Raw genomic sequence first — 17,774 nt, forward strand, 5'->3', positions numbered from 1 at the left:
CGAACCCGAAGGGTCATTAGTCATTTGTTCGCTTCCGCCTTCCTGTTTCCCTGCCTTTTCTAGACAAAAATCTGGACTAACATGGTTTCAGGATAGTCACTGCATAATTTTGCGGTGAAAGATACTGTTTAGCTAATTGTTGCAGTTCTTGGGTAGTAAATGACTGAATTTGCTGCGGATAAGTTATTGCCACTTCAGCTTGGGCAATAGTGTTGTAGTAACCATAAAGTCCTGTCAGTTGATTGGGCGTTTCCGTCGAAAAGGCATACTCATTACATAACAACCGACGCATTCTCGCTAATTCTTGTTCGCTAATGCCTTCAGTTTGCAAATCATGTAAATGGTTGCGAATTAATTCCTCAACTTTCTCGATGTTTTCTGGTTCTAACCAAGCAGTGATAGTAAATAAACTGGATTCTTTTTGAAGAGAAAAATTACTACAAACTCCATGTACTAATTGCTGTTCTTCCCGTAAGTCACGGACTAAGCGAGAAGTTCGCCCTTCTGTTAAGAATACAGATAACACATCTAAGCCATAAGCGGTGCGGAGTTGCTCAACTCCCGGTGCAGTCCACGCCATCAGCAACCGTGCTTGCTCCATCCTGGGTAAACACAGTTCTTGACGCTGTATCCCTCGAATTACTGGTTGTATGGCTGGGATGGATAGGGGACAATCAACAGGTTCAGTAAAATTTGCAAATGATTGATTTACTAATTCCCAGGCTTTTGCTTGCTCAATACCACCGACAACTACCACAGTCATATTTTCTGGTTGATAATGAGCGCGATGAAAACAGCGCATATCATCGGCTGACTGCTGCATCAGTTCCATTTCCGTACCCAGCACCGAACGTCCATAGGGATGGTACTGATAAACGTTTTTGATGAGAGACTGAAATCCTAGCCAGTCGGGATCATCTTGACAAGAACGAATTTCTTCTAGTACTACATCCCGTTCGCGCAAGAATTCATCATCAGGAATTGCCGCATTTACTAGTAGTTCTCCTAGACAAGGCAATGTATCTGCTAAATAAGGTGCAGCTGTGGTCACACAATAATGAGCATAGTCGTGACTGGTGGCTGCGTTACTCACACCACCACGGTTTTCAATTTTGTGATCAAAAGCTCCAGGGGCTAGTGTAGGTGTCCCTTTAAAAATCATGTGTTCTAAAAAATGAGCCATCCCAAACCACTGTTCTGGCTCTCTGGCTGCTCCAGCACGCACCCATACATCCGCCACAACTACAGGAGTAGTCGGAATTTCTTGATGAATAAACGTTAAACCATTGTCGAGTCGGAAAATGGAGGCTGGAAAAACCGGATGAATTAATTGCTGTGACAATTTTTTGTAGATTTAACCACAATTTAACGTAATTTGGCCATCTTAACTCTTAACGAAACCTAAATTAGAATCATTTGCTACAGATTTAACTTTATTAATAATGTATTTTAAATAATTTAAATTTATGAGTTGTCCTCAAGCAAGTGCTAAGTATAAATCTATGTTGTGTCACAGACATTGCATAAATATTTGTTGGGATTATGCAAAGATGCAAAGAATTATGTAAACAAAACGGCTTTTGCCAGCAGTCTAAAGTTTAAGGTCATGAGAAAGGTAGATTCCCTGATACCATGTACAATTTCTATTGATACCCTTCTTTGCCTTAACTTCATAAACTTATTGTGCTAATTATCTCAGTATTCAGCCACCGTGCTTATGCGTAATTCTACAAAAAAATTTTCAGTATAATCCCGTGTTTAAGCTTAGTATAATAAAAAATATTGTTTAAGTATTAATGTTTTAATAGGATGTTGGAGAACTAAAAACGGGCGTTAAAGATCAGCGGCTGTCACTATAGAACGTAACTATACAATCTGACGAGTATAAATCCCACAACACACAACCTTTCAGTAGAATGATAAGCTGTTGATAATGGCTCAAGTCAGAAAAAATGGAGAAAGCCGTAACATTAGAAGATGCTCTTGCATTGGTAACACAACTTTCGTTAGTAGATAAGATACGCTTGATTGAACAAGTCGCACCGCAAATTGAACAAGAGTTAATCACAATTCAGCCGAAACCCCGAACTTCTTTAAGAGGAATGTGGAAGGGTAGTCACATAACAGAGTCAGATATTGCTGAAGTGAGACAGCAAATGTGGTCAAATTTTCCCCGCGAGGATGTTTGATGTCTAATTTGGTAACTGATACCCATGCTTTGATTTGGTATCTAGAAGATAGTCCAAACCTCAGCATTGCTGCTAACCAGGCTTTTGAAAAATGCGATCGCGGCGAGATTGTTATTTACATTCCAACAATTTGCCTTGTAGAAATTGTTTATTTACAAGAAAAAGGGCGCATATCAGCACAAATGAAGACTCAGCTAGATGCTGCGTTAATAGCTGAAAATAGTGGTTTAATCCTAGCGGATCTTACAGGTGAGGTAGTCGCAGCATTGACAACAATACCACGAGATAGTATTCCTGATATGCCTGACAGAATTATTGCAGCTACCGCCAAGCATTTAGGTTTACCCTTAATTAGCCGAGACTCCAAAATAACTGTATCTGGAATAAATGTTATTTGGTAACTTGAATGTTTTTATAGTTGCGATCGCACTTAGTCAAATCGTGTAATAAACTAAGTTTAAGATAATTATGCACTGTTGATAATAACTAAGGTCAGACAAAAGTTGCCTTCATCTAACCTTAAATTTAAGCTAATTTTTGCTAATATCTGGATTACTACCTTTAAGTTTTTGCTTCATCAGTTCCTGTAATTCAGCTACTTTTTTCGTAATCTCAGGATCTTCTATTTCGTTGGCTACTCGTGCAAGTTCATTTGTTAGATCTTGTCCTTTTTTTAATCTATTACGTCGTCTTTCATATTCCAAATTATCAAGATTTCGCTGGATCAACTTGGGATCAGGAACTGTAAAGGTAATTTGCTCATAGTTAGCAAGTATAGTTTGTATTTCATTAAAGGAAACTTTAACTTTTTCTCCTACACCAGTTAAATAGCACCACCCACGAGCGCGCGTCATTGCTGTAAAAGCTTGATTTCGCTCTTGAACAATCAGATTAGAATTTCTACCAACTTCTTCAAAACCAATTACGTAAACGACAGCAGCCTCATTTCCTTTAGCTCTAAAAATTCCTGTCAATGTAACATGGTTAGCCTTACGAAATACTGCACCATCTGTATCCACGCCTACTTTTGCTGAGTTAATCTTTAGATTTGTTAGCTTTTGTTGCAAGGTTTCAAAATCTTTAGACATTCTGCGTGGATCAAGAGATATAACCACAATATCATCTGGCTTTAGTTCATCTTCTTGAATATTTTTGTAAATCTGTTTTGCTACCCAATCTATTTCTGCTTCCACTGTTGTAAAAGCTATACATTGAACTAAGTTTTTACCTTTAGTTAATTTTTCTAAAGGATTAGGAGAATTAGCTTCTGGTCTTCTTACTGTAACTCTTTCCCCAGTCTTAAATTGTCCTGCTACTATTTCATATCCAATATCTTCCCATCCGCCTGATGTAGGAATAGACTGGACAGCACCTTGCGGTCTCAGTAATCCCATTCCAAAAATATGAGCAGTAACTAGAATAGGACGAGGAGTACGATAGCAATGATATAAAATTAAATCTTTTTCTATTTCGCTGTCTGGATAATTACCCTCTAGATCAACAATTGGAGAGCCATCCAAATGGGTTCCAAATATTTCAATAGCTGTAGGAATAGACAAACTTTCTAGGCTTTGAACTTCATCATAAGCCCATATCAATCTTTTAGGTTCTCTCAAAATACTGTAGCATAACTTGTAAAATTCAAAATTAAAATCTTGTGCTTCATCGATTATTATAGCATCAAATAGCTGAGGGATTTCATCATTACTTTCCCGCAGTTCTTTACAGCAGTTTCCTAATATTTCGCTATATTCCTTATAACTATAAATGTTCTTAGCTTCACTAAATGTACGGGAGCTACGATTCATCTTATTAGCAACCAAACGGTACATTCCTTGAAGGTCTTTTCCACCCCAACCATGTAGTATTCTAATCTTACTCCAATCTGGATCGCCATCAGTCCACCAACGGTAAAAACGGGTAATATGACTTTTTATTTGTGCATATAAACTTTTAGTGTAAAACGTATAAGCAATATTCCAATTTGGATATTTCAAATGCATCCAAGCCGCCTTCATACACATTACGACTGTCTTGCCAGAACCAGCCAGTCCTCTTATTCTTTGTGGCCCATTCGGAATCTGTATAGCAACTTTTTCCTGTTCTTTGTCAAGAGCCATCATTTGAGCCTCAACTTCTCTAAGTAAAGCAGCTTTAGAGTTTTGCTTCTTTGGCTCTGGCACTTTAGTTCACGGCGCAGTGTAGGCGCACCTTGAAGAACACCTAGTGCAAGTTGCCACTGTTCATCGTTGAGTGTTTCTTGCTTTTCCTCCGCAGGTACATTTTGTAATCTTGCTTTCAATGCATCAGGTTCTAGATCATCTGCAAAGATAATAGTCAAAGGTGAAGCAGGAGAAAGATCAAGACCTTTTTCCCTCCACTCTGCTTTAGTTATAAAAGGTAGTGCTATAAAAACATGGCCTTGAATTAGATCATATCTTCCTTTGCGTAAGCGACTTTCATTTTTAAACTTTCCAAGCACCGAGAACATTTGATCCTCAGCTTGAGCATAGGGCGATTCTTGACTGGAATGCCAGCCCTTCATCTCCCATACTTGCCCATTAATTCTTTCAAGATTTTCAATTCTATATCCTTTAGTTTCGATAACATATAATCCCCACTCTTTATGGAGAATCAGAATGTCAGGTTCTCGCCTAGATCTATCCGCAGAGAAAATAGGATAACGATGATAACAAACACCCTCATAATCAATTAAAGATTTTTTGAGAGATTTCCATATCATTCTCTCGCCTGCATTATTATCTCCAGAATCAGACCATACAAATTCCATTTATTTCCTCCAAGGAATTATATGCTTTAAATCTTATAAGGTGCTGCTGGATACTGTTTTAACACCTGCTGCAAATATTGCCCAGTATAAGACTTAGAATTCTTCGCCACATCTTCTGGTGTTCCGAAAGCAATTACTTCTCCACCTTTATCGCCACCTTCTGGCCCTAAATCTATTACCCAGTCAGCGCAACGAATCACATCTAAGTTGTGTTCAATTACTAAAATCGAATTACCTTTATCTACTAATCTTTGCAACACATCCAACAATTTATGGACATCATAAAAAGATAATCCTGTTGTGGGTTCATCGATTAAATAAAGTGTCTTCCCCGTGGCGCGGCGAGATAATTCTGTAGCTAACTTGACGCGCTGTGCTTCACCTCCAGACAAGGTGGTTGCAGGTTGTCCAAGTTGCACGTAACCTAAGCCAACATCAACTAGAGTTTGTAGTCTTGTAACTGCTTTGGGAATGTTTTGAAAAAAGTCTAAACTTTCCTCAACTGTCATATTGAGAACATCAGAAATAGATTTATCTTTGTACTTTACTTGCAATGTGTCGCGGTTATATCTTGCACCTTTACATACTTCGCATTGCACGTAAACATCAGGGAGAAAGTTCATTTCAATGACGTTTACCCCCTGTCCACTGCAAGCTTCGCAACGTCCACCTTTAACGTTAAAAGAAAATTGTCCAGGTTTGTAGCCTCTAGCTTTGGCTTCAACGGTTTGTGAAAATACATCTCGAATTACATCAAAAACACCTGTGTAAGTTGCAGGGTTAGAACGGGGTGTGCGTCCGATGGGAGATTGGTCAATGACAATGGCTTTATCAACTGCATTTAACCCTTGAATTTTTTCTAAATCTTTTGGTAAAGGTACTTTTTTTGTCAGATGATGTTGTAGCGATGGGTAAAGTAATTCGTTAATTAATGTAGATTTACCAGAACCAGAAACCCCAGTTACAGCGACAAGTTTACCTAAAGGAATTTCCACATCGATATTTCTTAAATTGTTGCGATGGGCGTTTTTAATAATTAAGCTTCTACCATTACCTTCGCGGCGTTCTGTTGGTGTTTGAATTACTTTTCTTCCTGATAAGTATGCACCTGTTAATGATTTTTCTGCTGTTAATAATGCTGGCAAATCACCTTGAGCAATAATATGACCGCCATGAATACCTGCACCAGGGCCAATATCAACTAAATGGTCAGCAGCCCGGATGGTTTCTTCATCATGCTCAACTACTATTAAAGTATTACCTAAATCACGTAATCTAATTAAAGTTTTGAGTAATCTGCCGTTATCTCTTTGATGTAAACCAATACTTGGTTCGTCTAAAACATAGAGAACTCCTGTTAACCCAGAACCGATTTGTGTGGCGAGGCGAATGCGCTGTGCTTCCCCACCAGAAAGAGTCATGGCGGGACGGTCGAGGGTGAGATAATTTAAGCCAACATCTAACAAAAATTGCAATCTAGCTCTGATTTCTCGTAGTACTAGATCAGCAATTTGTAGCTGACGATCGCTCAATTTTAACTGAGCAATTCTTTCCTGTGCATCTCGAATTGATACACCTGTTAAATCTAAAATCTGGAATTGTCCCAACCGTACCGCTAAGGCTTCGGGTTTTAACCTTTTTCCACCACAAACTTCACAGGGTTGGTCGATTAAATACTGCTCTAATTTTTGTTTAACTAATTCTGAACCACCTTCATATTGACGCTGTAATATTGGCAGAACACCTTTAAAATTAGTTTTTGCTGTCTCTTTGTTTTTCTCTTCTCCATTTAAAATAATTTGTCGTTGTTCTTCCGACAACTTACTCCAATTGGTTTGTAATTCAAACCCGTGCGCCTGTCCTAAACTATAAAGTAATTCCAAATAATAAGAATTTTCTTTTTCTGACCAAGGTGCGATCGCTGCGTATACTGGTGCTTCAGGGTCAGGTATAACTAATTCCGCTGAAAATCTTCTTAAAGTACCAATACCATGACAGTGTGGACACGCGCCATAGGGAGAATTAAATGAAAATAAGCGCGGCGATAACTCCTCCATGACTGCGCCATGTTCGGGACAAGCGAAGTTTTCCGAAAATACCATTTCTTCTTCTTTCGCTGCTGGATTCTCCGTAATCGGGGTGACTAAAATTGTTGCAATACCACCAGACTGTTTCAGACATGTAGACAAGGAATCAACCAAGCGCTCTTGAATTCCATCTTTTTTCACCAAGCGGTCAATGACTACTTCGATTGTATGGGTAAAATTTTTATCTAACTCAATCGAGTCTGACAGTTCCCGCACTTCGCCATCAACCCGCACTCGCACGAAACCTTGGGAAGCCAAACTCGATAACAGCTTGCGGTGAGTACCTTTTTTACCCCGCACCACAGGCGCAAGAATTTGGAATTTGGTGCGGTCTGGTAAGTCCATGATGCGGTCTACCATCTCGTCAATGGTTTGGGGTGCAATACAGCGATCGCATATCGGACAATGAGGTTCACCAGCCCGACCAAACAACAGGCGTAGATAGTCGTAAATTTCTGTGACTGTCCCCACTGTAGAACGGGGGTTATGAGATGTTGATTTCTGATCAATCGATATCGCTGGACTTAAACCTTCGATTGCTTCGACATCCGGTTTATTTAACTGTCCTAAAAATTGCCTAGCGTAAGCACTGAGAGATTCTACATAACGCCGTTGACCCTCAGCAAAAATCGTATCAAAGGCTAAAGAAGACTTACCCGAACCTGATACACCAGTAAACACTATCAGGCGATCGCGTGGCAATTCCAAGTCAATATTTTTCAGATTATGCTGTCTAGCACCCCGAATCCTAATGGTATTTTGACTGTTGTGATGCGTGTGGGGAAGATGGCCATTCAGGAGGGATGCGGCTAACTGATTATCTGACATATTGGCAGGCTGATAGTGAGAGGCAGTATGAAACAGTTCTTAATAATACTATTTTTACTCTGCTTATACTAGAACAATAGTACTGTTTTAAGTAGGGATTGCCCAATATTCAGACTACAGACATCTTCCTATATCCGTTAATTGAAACGGCTCGCAATTAGAACATCCTGCTGAGGGTTGTTGCTCAAGCTTTGAGTTGATAATCGCACAAAACTCCTGCATTCATCATTCTGGGATATATGAGAAACAGCAAGTCGCTTGATTTAACGGGAACAGGAAACAGGGGAAAATTAGTCATTGTAAAAAATCCCATTTATTTATTTTATGAAGGTTTCCCTATTACCTGTTAACGTCACTTGAGCGAGCGAGCTATTTATCGGAGGAATATCGGATTATCCGTCGTTGTGTCTATGCACAGTTGCTCTATCTGCACATCTCTCGCTATAGCTTGATATTTATATCTGCGGTAAATACAGATTCTCAGTGTTATATTAAGTTTTGTAACTATTACAATAAATTCCGTCCAACGGTAGATGTCTTTATTAAAATTTAAACTGTGTCAAGTTATAAACAAGATCGTATTACTACACTACCGTTTCCGAGAAAATTGCGATTTACTTAACGTAGAAAGAAATAGGTTCTGACCTGAATAGTTACATTAATGTCTTATTGTATCTCTGTCAGAACAAGATTTTTCCGGTAAATGTGGTTGTCACATTGTATATATTCATCAGAAAGGTGAATACCCTCAATAATACAGAGGCTGAACCATGAAGGTATTCGATAATACCACAAAAAAGATTTTTCTTGCAAGCTGGGTTTCAATAAGTCCGGCAGAGGTTAGCAAAACCCACGTAACCCAGCTGCACCATCCCAATTCCCAGTCAGGCTTTGATATTTTCCTCCCTCTACGACGAAGGTTAAACAACATTCAAATCCGCGATCGCGAATTAGCTCATCGTTTGTGCAGAATGATCCCCGCTCAATGTCCTTTTGAACGCGATATTAAATTATTCGGCAAAACCTTACTACACATACCGCCAATGTGCAAGCTCAACCCTTTATACGAGGAAGTCGTGAGTTTGCGTTTCCGGGCTATGTGCTATTTAGCAGATGAATGCGGCGAAGACATTTCGCAGTACTGTTAATACAAAAAGTCAAAGGTCAATAGTCCATAGTCAAAGCTAATTACTCTTGACTATGGACTATTGACTTTTGACTACTAACTATTTTTTTTGCCATTTGCGGATTGCTTCTTGAGCATCTTCGTAAACAGATGTCTCTTCTGGAACTAAGGTAGCTGTGGCAATGGCAGCCTGGGGATCACCTTCAGCCGCGCGACTTTTCGCCAGATCTAAAATTTTCTCACTCCATTTGTTGATTGATTTTTGCGCCAAATCAAATCCTGGTTGACCTTGGGGAACACGCTTGGCAACTTCAATGGCGCGATTATATGTAGAAGCTTGTTCTGGTTTAATTAAGGCATTAGCGGCTTCTAACAAAGTTTTGTTAGCAAGATATTGCTTGGCTTCTTGTCGCCACTGCTTAATGGCTGCTTGCGCTTGGGGATAAAGTGAGCCTTCTTTGCTGATTAATTGCGCTGCGGCGATCGCATTAGCATATTGTCTTTGTTTAGCCCGACCCTCAGCTAAATTGAGGATCATATTACTCCAAATATTGATATTTTCTTGGGCTTGTTCGTAAAGCGGTTCACCCGCCTGAATTTTCCGTGCAGTGGCGATCGCTAAACTCAGATCCGTGGCTTGAGTTTGCCTGAGAGACATTTTCGCCAAGTCTAATACTGCTTGATTGCGACTCTTGGACTCAGAAAGAGAGATAATTTGGGCATTAGACTGATTTTTGGCTGGAATTAACCGATCATGAGGCGAGGCTGATAACGCCTCTCTACCCGCAACAAATTTTTCTTGATTGCGAAGCACAACTACTGTCACTAAAGCTGTTAGCAACATCATGCCACTTCCCCAAAAAGCAAACTGCTGCCACAATGAGTTTTTTATCTTTTTCTGAGATAAACGAGAGACATAGGCTTGGGGAACATCAGGAATGAACCTACCTCCCATACCCGTTTCTGGGGAGGGGATCGCTGATTGCGGTTGTTGGTTGCCATACTCTTGTTTGGCTACTAAATCCGGTGATTTAGATAGTTGTTGTTCTCCCAGAGGGAGATTTGGGAAAGTCAGCTGCGAGGATCTAGCACCAACGACAGATTGTAGAGCCGGGGATTCTTCCCAAATACCTAGTTGTGGAGAATTAGCTGGATTTTTGGGTGATGGTGCTAACGGGGGAGCCGCCAAAGCCATAGCAAAATTTTCCTCTGGAAAAATACTTCCTTCAGCTTCAGTTGACTCTAATTCATGGGGTTTAGCTTCAGTTGGTTCCAGGGTACTGGGAACTTCTGTAACTGTATGATTCACCTCTAGCTGCGGCAAGATGGTGGGAGGATTAGCCGGTATGATCGCTACTGGACTTTGTGTAGGTCGCCAATAGTGTTGGCATAATTCTGGAGTAAAAACATTTAAATAACTGTTTAAATCCGCCAAACTACTGCCATGACCAGAACGCAAAGCGGCTAACAAAGCAGCGGTAAAAAATCCGTAACCTAACTCACTACTTTCACGGGAAAATTGTTCTGGTTCGCAAGACAGAATCGTAGCTAGTTGTAATTCTTGAGCTAGTTCAATGGTTTCTTGTCCAACAGTCGCATCGGCTTGGGTACTGGAAGCGCGGTTAATATCTAGCAGCACCAAAACATTGAGGTCAGCGATTTGGAGACTTTGCATGAGCGATCGCATTTCTATGCCAGTTTTCTGCACTAACTCAGGATTGCCTTCCACTGGCATCAAGTAATCTTGTCCCCCATAGTTGACACCATAACCGCTAAAGAACAACCACAGATGGTCGCCTGGTTGCCAACAGGCCGCTGCTAAATCTTCTATTAACAACAGAATATTGTCTTTTGTCGGATAAGTAGATCTATCACTAATAGGCGGCGAAGTATCTGTCATTAATAGACAGCGTTGAGGTGAAAAACCTGTTTCTTGAACCAAAAAATCTTTTAGCGCTTCGGCATCAGCTTGGGCGCAACGTAAGGGTTGAAAGAATTGATATTGATTGATGCCGATTGCGATCGCCCAGTAATTTGCCATCCGCTCTTTGTAGGTTGTGGTTGACTTGCCTAAAATTGCGGTTGGCTTTGCTGAAAAAACAAAGCTAACCTATGTCTTATAGTCTAAGAGTTTCTCATTGAACCCTAAAAACTAAGTAATTTTTATTACCTTTAATTTCAGTAAAAATTCTCAGACAATCTCAATTACAGGCCATTAATTAGTCAGGAGCTTTAAGGTTATGACCAGGAATGTTGCTTACCAACTATCATCGATCATTTCCTGTTTATTTATTAGCCAAGTTGCCAAAAAAATCCGGATATTTCCATTAATATTTTTGCTCTTTTCTAGCCTACCTGTATGGATTGTGGCAGAAGTAATTTCACCTCAGATAGTAAGAGCTTACACCGCCAGAGTTGACTTAATTATTGATAGATTACCAGATGAAAGCTATGAAACTACACTCAGGAGAGCCGAAGCAACAGCTAGAGCAGCCGCGCAACGCAGTTTTGATCAAGATATATTAGCTACAGATGTATCGATTATTATTTCCGTACAAAGCTACGGGGCGATCGCACCAATTTTAGCTTTAGAAGTTAGCCGTCCCCAATGGCGTTCTCGTCCTGATGCTCAACGTTGGGCGACTTACTTTAAAACCGCGCGATCGCTTTTATTCTTTGAAACAACTCCCACCAATCCCGTTAATATTCCTCCAATCACCACAGTCGCACCAGCAGCTACCACACCGTAATATTTTTCCTCTCTCCGCCCATCTGCGTTGACCTTAGCGCTCCTTTGCGTTTAAAAATTCCTTCCTGGTGGGGAATACCATTGCAGATGCCAATAGATGGCTTAGAATAGAAAGGTTGTCAAAAACTGCGATATCCGCTACTATGGCTGTCCCTAAGAAGAAAACTTCTAAATCTAAACGCGATAAACGTCGAGCTACTTGGAGACATAAAGCTGCTGTTGAAGCTCAAAAAGCTCTCTCCCTGGGCAAGTCAATTTTGACTGGACGTTCTACATTTGTCTATCCTACTCCTGAAGAAGAGGACGAAGAGTCATAATCTCCTATTGGGAAAAACACTAGCATCACCGAAGATTTGAGCGGTGACTTTTACCGCTCAGGCTTTTCGGCAGTTAATTGTAGATTGTCTGAATAATTAAAAATTTATGCTGAGTGTGCAGCAGCTAATGGGGCAAATAAAAAATCGGTAATGAATAATTCGGAAAATCCGTTATCCATTACCTCTTACCCATGACTGATGATCAGATAATCATAATCAAACATTAAAGTATCTGGATGTCCTAATTATTGGGTGTTCAGCAAAATTAATATTTTTTCTCTGCCTGAGTCTATCTGTTGATGCTCAGGCTATTTGACAGTGTTAGGACTTACCCATAAAGAATACTGATTAAGATTGGGTGTCAGGGTGTAAGCAAGCAGATAATTTGTTCTCACCCCCTACACCCCAAACCACTACACCCCAAATGAAAATATGTTAGGAAAGTTTTTTCAAAAACCAGACAAAGAACAAGGAGAACGAGTTCCGCCTGGACAGCACCTCGCTAAAGGTTTCCCTGTACTCACCTATGGTGCAACTCCCCAAGTCAACATAGAAGAGTGGGAATTTCGCGTTTGGGGTTCAGCCAAGCCGGCTGTGTTCACTTGGTCAGAGTTTATGGCGCTACCACAGCACGAATTTACAGCAGATTTTCACTGTGTCACACGCTGGTCTAAACTTGATGTCAAGTGGACGGGGGTTAAGGTGACAGAATTCATGAAGTTGATTGAGCTAGAACCAGAGACTGCCCATGTGATGGAACATTGCTATGGTGACTACACAACGAATATCGCTATAGAAGATTTTGTACGTGAAGAAAATTTCTTTGCTGTTCAATTATTTGGAGAGCCATTACCCGCAGAACACGGTGGCCCCTTACGTTTAGTTGTCCCCCACCTCTACGCCTGGAAAAGTGCCAAGTGGATTAATGGTTTAGAGTTTCTGAAAAAAGAAGAACTAGGTTTTTGGGAGCGCAACGGCTATCATCGCCGGGGTGAACCTTGGGCGGAAGAACGCTATAGTGGGAGGTTTTGATTTTAAACTTTTTTATGAAGAGGCGTTGCATTGCAACGCCTTTATTTTTATGACCCAATTAGTCGTTTCAAGAAAGCTAATTTGCCTTGATATGGAGCGTAGCGCCATTTTAAATCTAGCCAGAAAGAGTTGCGGAGGACGCTTTTATGGTGAGAAAAGGTATCAAAACCAGCTTTGCCATGATAGTTACCAATACCACTATCACCAACACCACCAAAGGGTAAAGATGAGACACCCACATGCAATACTGTGTCGTTAAGACAAACTCCACCAGAAGAAGTTTCTTGTAAAACTCGCTGTTGCAGGTTTTTGTTTTGTGAGAATAAGTATAAAGCTAAGGGTTTGGGTCTGGAATTAATTAAGGCGATCGCTTCTTTAATATCTGTATATTCAATTACAGGTAAAATTGGGCCAAAAATTTCTTCCTGCATCACGGGGTCTGTTAACGAGACTTGATCAATAATTGTGGGAGCAATGTAGCGTTCTTCTAGTTGGCTTTCTCCACCAACAATAATTTCCCCTTTATCGAGAAGTTTAATTAACCTTTCACAATGTTTTTGACTGATGATTCTGGCATAATCGCTACTATTTTGGGGATTATCTCCATAAAATTCTGTAATGCTTTTTTTCAAGCCATTGATTAAATCTGGTTTGATTTTTTTATCAACTAATAAATAGTCAGGTGCAACACAAGTTTGTCCGGCATTAATAAATTTACCCCAAGTAATCCGTTTGATTGTATGTTCTAGATTTATATCAGCATCAACAATACAAGGACTTTTGCCGCCTAATTCTAAAGTAACTGGTGTGAGATGTTTTGCTGCTGCTTCCATGACAATTTTGCCAACATCTGTACCACCAGTAAAAAAGATATGATCAAACTTTTCTGCGAGTAGTTTTTGACTTGCTTCCACTCCACCTTCAACTACAGCAATAAACTCTGGTTCAAAATATTTACCCATCATCTGAGCTAATAAACTAGAGGTGGCGGGGGCAATTTCTGAAGGTTTGAGAATTGAACAATTACCTGCGGCGATCGCCCCTACTAAAGGTGCAATAATTAAATTAAAGGGATAATTCCAAGGGCCGATAATTAAAACGACTCCTAAAGGTTCAGCATAAATTTTAGCTGAATAAGAAAAAAATTCTATTGGCACTTCTGCTTTCTGAGGTTTAGCCCATGAATGCAGATGTTTGATAGCATAATCAATTTCTTTAGTAACACTGATTTCTGTTGCATAAGACTCAAAGTCTGGTTTATGAAAATCAGCTTGCAATGCTTGGGCAATAGCTGTTTCATTTTCCACTATTGCTTGTTTGAGTGTTCTGAGTTTTTCTAACCGAAAAGCTATATCTTTTGTTTTTCCAGTTTGAAAAAATTCTCGTTGTTTGTGAATAAGCTCAGTAATTTTAGATAATTCTGTAGTAATCATTATGTTATCCTCTGGATTATGTAATAGTTTTTTACAGGGAATATATATTAAGTATTGGAGCTAATAACTTATAATAAATATCAGGAATAATAAACAATAAATTATGAGTTATTGAATCAAAAAATTACGTAACTCATAATTTATTATTTATAATTTATTTAGGGTTTAATTGGTAAATGCACAATAAATTCACTACCTTTACCTAATACGGAATTAACAAAAATCTGACCTTGATGTGCCTCAACAATACGACGAGAAAGGTATAATCCCAAACCACTACCGGAACTTTTATGACTACCTTGGCGAAATCTTTGAAACAAGGTAGTTTGTTCTTCAGGCGGAATACCTGAACCAGTATCGGCTACCACAATATTAATATAATCACCACTAGGGGTAGATGACGAGAGTCTAGAGGCAGAAATTTCATTATTTTCCTGCACAGAGGAAAGACGAATTGCTACTTGGCCAGATTCAGTAAATTTAATGGCATTACCTATCAAGTTAGTTAAAAGACGGTGCAGTTCCAAGCGATCGCCCATAATGTTACTGTTGGTTAATTCTTCGGCATACTCCTGTTTGATAGTTAGCGCTTTAACTTGTGCTAAGGGTGTTAGTTCACTAACTACTTCGGCAATTAACTGCTTTAAATCAACGGGTTGAAAGGCTAGGGTTTTGCGCCCGGCTTCAAATCGATAAACTTCTAATAAGGTATTCACCATCGACAGCAAGTTAGTATTGCTACGCGCCATAATGGTGAGTGCTTCTTGCATTTGCGGCGATAATTGCCCTAAAGCACCTTGCTCAAATAGCATTAACATCCGATCAGCAGCAACTAAGGGCGTACGTAAGTCATGGGTGAGGCGGGAAACAAAATCTTCTCGTTGACGGGCAATTTCATCACGCTCATCCATACTATGTTTTAGCCGTAAAAGCGATCGCACTCTGGCGAGTAATTCATCTACGGTTACAGGTTTACGAATAAAATCATCAGCACCCAGATCTAATCCGTGGGCGACGTTGGGTGCATCGTGAGCCGTAATTAACAGAATGGGAATATATTGCTGCAAGTTCATTTCCCCACGGATGCGCCTGGTAACTTCATAGCCATCCATTCCTGGCATCATTAAATCCAGCAGTACCAAGTCACAGGGAGATGCTTGTAAGTGTGTTAATGCTACAATACCGTTTTCGGCAGTACTAACTATATATCCTTCTTCTTCAAGTATTGTTTTAATTAAAAAAACATTATCTGGAGAATCATCGACAACCAAAATTTTGTCAGGGCTAGGCAATAGTGAACTCATTTGTGAGAAAAGGTTCGGTTAGAGGTGAGTTTTTGAGGGAAACTGCTATATTGCTACCACTTTTTGGTTATTTGTTTTTCAGCTTACATTCCGCCATGAAAAGTGGCACAGTCAATAATTTTACTTCAATTGTAGAAAATTAAAAGTAAATTAAACCAATAGTTAGCGCTTATCTAAAGGTGATCGCTTGATTTCTTGCAAGCCTCTACAAGATGACTTTTGTGATCATTATCAGACATTTATGATCATCATTAGTAAATATAGCCAGCAAAAAGTTAGTATTACAATTTCTGTTAGGAAATATAAGTTTTTTATATGATAAAAATCCGGCTATCAGATTACCTTTGTGGTCTAATAGCCGGATATTCTATTAATCAGCGAAGTATGTAATTATTGCTCTAGACTACTACCTTTTCTAAAATCAATTTAGAACGTTTTACTTGTTCAGGAATGGCAATCGGGTAATCTCCGGTAAAGCAGGCAGAACAAAAACTATTGGTATCTTCTCTTGTCGCTGTGAGCATTCCTTCCCAACTGAGATAAGCGAGAGAGTTGACTTCTAATTGTTGAGCAATTTCTGCAACTGATTTGGTAGCGGCAATTAATTGATCTTGAGTATCGGTATCAATGCCGTAAAAGCAAGGGTGTGTAACAGGCGGGGAAGAAATTCGCATGTGTACTTCTGCTGCACCTGCATCACGCAAGGCTTTCACCAGTTTACGGCTCGTAGTTCCCCGCACAATTGAATCATCGACAATCACAACTCGTTTACCCGCCAGTACATCTTTGAGGGGGTTGAGTTTCATGCGGATACCTGACTCGCGCATGTTTTGGGTTGGTTGAATAAAGGTGCGTCCAACGTAGCGATTCTTAATCAAGCCCTCACCGTAGGATACACCGGAAGCTTGAGAAAATCCGATGGCGGCGGGGATACCAGAATCAGGTACACCAAAGACAATATCAGCTTCGACAAAAGATTCGGCTGCGAGTTGTCTGCCTAAACGCATCCGATAGCTATATAAACTTTCGTTGTGCATAACGCTATCAGGACGAGCAAAGTAAATCATTTCAAAAATGCACAATTTACGTTGCGGTTGTTGACTCCAGTGATAAGAAGCCAAACCTTCTTCTGTAATCCAGACTAACTCGCCTGGTTCGACATCTCGCAGGTATTCAGCGCCAATAATATCTAAACCGCAAGTTTCAGAAGATAATACGTAACGAACTGGATTGCTACCTACGGTTCCAATTACCAAAGGTCGAATACCATTAGGATCACGGGTTCCCATCACCCCAACTGGTGTGGCTATGACTAAACTAAAGGCTCCTTGACAGCGGTGAAATGCTTGAATTGCACCGTCTAACCAGTCTGCACTAGCGTTGACTGCTTCGGCGATCGCAAAGGCAATCATTTCGGAGTCGGTGGTGGTGACTAAGTTAAAATTGCTCTGGAGTAACTCCTCCCGCAATTGCATTGTATTGACAAGATTACCGTTATGTGCAAGGGCTATGGAACCTAAGCGCGTTTCCACTACCGCAGGCTGGGCGTTAACTCTGCGACTAGAACCAGTGGTGGAATAGCGAGTATGACCAACGGCGAGATTTCCTGGTAACTCTTCTAAAATAGACTCGTTAAATACTTGAGACACCAAGCCCATATCTTTGTGGAGGTGGACTTTTGTACCTTCAAAAGTCGCAATCCCAGCTGACTCTTGACCCCGATGTTGGAGGGCATACAATCCAAAGTAGGTCAGTTTAGCAACGTCTTGTTCTGGTGCGTAGAGGCCAAAGACACCGCAAGCTTCTTCTGGCTTATCAGGACGATTTTCTTGACTATTAGTTGAGTTGCAAGTCTGTTCGGGGTATTCATCCGAAGTGACGGAATGGATGGGAATCATGCTGGCTTTGCTCCTGGTGG

Annotated in this window: 14 protein-coding genes; 6 read left to right on the top strand and 8 right to left on the bottom strand. The window is 40.2% G+C overall.

What is annotated here, in order from left to right:
• Window positions 1-76: 76 nt before the first annotated feature.
• On the bottom strand, window positions 77-1,342 hold the full coding sequence (locus tag AC504W_RS09195) for a M16 family metallopeptidase (protein WP_494877492.1): 1,266 nt from the start codon (window positions 1,340-1,342) through the stop codon (window positions 77-79).
• A gap of 610 nt (window positions 1,343-1,952) precedes the next feature.
• On the opposite strand from AC504W_RS09195, the gene AC504W_RS09200 reads away from it, so the two are divergent.
• Window positions 1,953-2,189 carry a hypothetical protein gene (locus AC504W_RS09200; RefSeq protein WP_096575851.1) on the top strand — a complete coding sequence of 79 codons (237 nt, stop codon included), beginning with the start codon at window positions 1,953-1,955 and terminating at the stop codon, window positions 2,187-2,189.
• On the top strand, window positions 2,189-2,590 hold the full coding sequence (locus AC504W_RS09205; protein WP_494877493.1) for a type II toxin-antitoxin system VapC family toxin: 402 nt from the start codon (window positions 2,189-2,191) through the stop codon (window positions 2,588-2,590). The genes AC504W_RS09200 and AC504W_RS09205 overlap by 1 nt, the downstream gene beginning before the upstream one ends.
• 129 nt (window positions 2,591-2,719) lie before the next feature.
• Here AC504W_RS09205 and AC504W_RS09210 read toward each other — a convergent pair whose 3' ends face one another.
• The 3 genes from AC504W_RS09210 to uvrA are packed head-to-tail and all read right to left on the bottom strand — an operon-like array spanning window position 2,720 to window position 7,895.
• The gene (locus AC504W_RS09210) at window positions 2,720-4,372 is read right to left on the bottom strand and encodes a DEAD/DEAH box helicase (RefSeq protein WP_494879601.1); all 1,653 of its coding nucleotides are present in this window, start codon (window positions 4,370-4,372) and stop codon (window positions 2,720-2,722) included.
• Complete coding sequence (locus AC504W_RS09215; protein ID WP_494879602.1) at window positions 4,309-4,980, bottom strand: nuclease-related domain-containing protein; 672 nt, start codon at window positions 4,978-4,980, stop codon at window positions 4,309-4,311. Before AC504W_RS09215 ends, AC504W_RS09210 begins: the two co-directional genes overlap by 64 nt.
• A 26-nt stretch (window positions 4,981-5,006) precedes the next feature.
• Complete coding sequence (gene uvrA, locus AC504W_RS09220; RefSeq protein ID WP_494877496.1) at window positions 5,007-7,895, bottom strand: excinuclease ABC subunit UvrA; 2,889 nt, start codon at window positions 7,893-7,895, stop codon at window positions 5,007-5,009.
• A gap of 770 nt (window positions 7,896-8,665) precedes the next feature.
• On the opposite strand from uvrA, the gene AC504W_RS09225 reads away from it, so the two are divergent.
• Complete coding sequence (locus AC504W_RS09225; protein ID WP_096575843.1) at window positions 8,666-9,043, top strand: Mo-dependent nitrogenase C-terminal domain-containing protein; 378 nt, start codon at window positions 8,666-8,668, stop codon at window positions 9,041-9,043.
• Window positions 9,044-9,121: 78 nt separating this feature from the next.
• On the opposite strand, the gene AC504W_RS09230 is transcribed toward AC504W_RS09225, so the two are convergent.
• Window positions 9,122-11,062 carry a caspase family protein gene (locus tag AC504W_RS09230; protein WP_494877499.1) on the bottom strand — a complete coding sequence of 647 codons (1,941 nt, stop codon included), beginning with the start codon at window positions 11,060-11,062 and terminating at the stop codon, window positions 9,122-9,124.
• A 199-nt stretch (window positions 11,063-11,261) separates the two neighbouring features.
• On the opposite strand from AC504W_RS09230, the gene AC504W_RS09235 reads away from it, so the two are divergent.
• The 3 genes from AC504W_RS09235 to AC504W_RS09245 all read left to right on the top strand — a co-directional run bounded on the left by AC504W_RS09235 (window position 11,262) and on the right by AC504W_RS09245 (window position 13,119).
• Complete coding sequence (locus tag AC504W_RS09235) at window positions 11,262-11,771, top strand: hypothetical protein (protein ID WP_096575839.1); 510 nt, start codon at window positions 11,262-11,264, stop codon at window positions 11,769-11,771.
• 142 nt (window positions 11,772-11,913) lie between these two features.
• Window positions 11,914-12,087 (top strand): 50S ribosomal protein L32, encoded by a 174-nt coding sequence (gene rpmF, locus AC504W_RS09240; RefSeq protein WP_015113744.1) that lies wholly within the window; start codon window positions 11,914-11,916, stop codon window positions 12,085-12,087.
• A gap of 432 nt (window positions 12,088-12,519) precedes the next feature.
• Window positions 12,520-13,119, top strand: coding sequence for a sulfite oxidase-like oxidoreductase (locus AC504W_RS09245; RefSeq protein WP_494877500.1), 600 nt, complete (start codon window positions 12,520-12,522; stop codon window positions 13,117-13,119).
• Window positions 13,120-13,166: 47 nt separating this feature from the next.
• On the opposite strand, the gene AC504W_RS09250 is transcribed toward AC504W_RS09245, so the two are convergent.
• The 3 genes from AC504W_RS09250 to purF form a co-directional block, all read right to left on the bottom strand.
• Window positions 13,167-14,552: an aldehyde dehydrogenase family protein gene (locus AC504W_RS09250; protein ID WP_494877501.1), complete on the bottom strand. Its 1,386-nt coding sequence runs from the start codon at window positions 14,550-14,552 to the stop codon at window positions 13,167-13,169.
• 158 nt (window positions 14,553-14,710) lie between these two features.
• Window positions 14,711-15,856 (bottom strand): hybrid sensor histidine kinase/response regulator, encoded by a 1,146-nt coding sequence (locus AC504W_RS09255; protein WP_494877502.1) that lies wholly within the window; start codon window positions 15,854-15,856, stop codon window positions 14,711-14,713.
• A gap of 398 nt (window positions 15,857-16,254) precedes the next feature.
• Window positions 16,255-17,754, bottom strand: a complete 1,500-nt coding sequence (purF, locus tag AC504W_RS09260) for an amidophosphoribosyltransferase (RefSeq protein WP_494877503.1) — start codon at window positions 17,752-17,754, stop codon at window positions 16,255-16,257.
• Window positions 17,755-17,774 lie beyond the last annotated feature (20 nt).

It is taken from the genome of Nostoc sp. C96, assembly GCF_059384975.1.

What these genes read in the sequence shown, in the direction of transcription:
- AC504W_RS09255 (WP_494877502.1), bottom strand. Translation starts at nt 15,856, where the DNA reads ATGAGTTCACTATTGCCTAGCCCTGACAAAATTTTGGTTGTCGATGAT.
- AC504W_RS09200 (WP_096575851.1), top strand. Translation starts at nt 1,953, where the DNA reads ATGGAGAAAGCCGTAACATTAGAAGATGCTCTTGCATTGGTAACACAA.
- AC504W_RS09230 (WP_494877499.1), bottom strand. Translation starts at nt 11,062, where the DNA reads ATGGCAAATTACTGGGCGATCGCAATCGGCATCAATCAATATCAATTC.
- purF (WP_494877503.1), bottom strand. Translation starts at nt 17,754, where the DNA reads ATGATTCCCATCCATTCCGTCACTTCGGATGAATACCCCGAACAGACT.
- AC504W_RS09215 (WP_494879602.1), bottom strand. Translation starts at nt 4,980, where the DNA reads ATGGAATTTGTATGGTCTGATTCTGGAGATAATAATGCAGGCGAGAGA.
- AC504W_RS09225 (WP_096575843.1), top strand. Translation starts at nt 8,666, where the DNA reads ATGAAGGTATTCGATAATACCACAAAAAAGATTTTTCTTGCAAGCTGG.
- AC504W_RS09205 (WP_494877493.1), top strand. Translation starts at nt 2,189, where the DNA reads ATGTCTAATTTGGTAACTGATACCCATGCTTTGATTTGGTATCTAGAA.
- AC504W_RS09235 (WP_096575839.1), top strand. Translation starts at nt 11,262, where the DNA reads ATGACCAGGAATGTTGCTTACCAACTATCATCGATCATTTCCTGTTTA.
- uvrA (WP_494877496.1), bottom strand. Translation starts at nt 7,895, where the DNA reads ATGTCAGATAATCAGTTAGCCGCATCCCTCCTGAATGGCCATCTTCCC.
- AC504W_RS09245 (WP_494877500.1), top strand. Translation starts at nt 12,520, where the DNA reads ATGTTAGGAAAGTTTTTTCAAAAACCAGACAAAGAACAAGGAGAACGA.
- rpmF (WP_015113744.1), top strand. Translation starts at nt 11,914, where the DNA reads ATGGCTGTCCCTAAGAAGAAAACTTCTAAATCTAAACGCGATAAACGT.
- AC504W_RS09250 (WP_494877501.1), bottom strand. Translation starts at nt 14,552, where the DNA reads ATGATTACTACAGAATTATCTAAAATTACTGAGCTTATTCACAAACAA.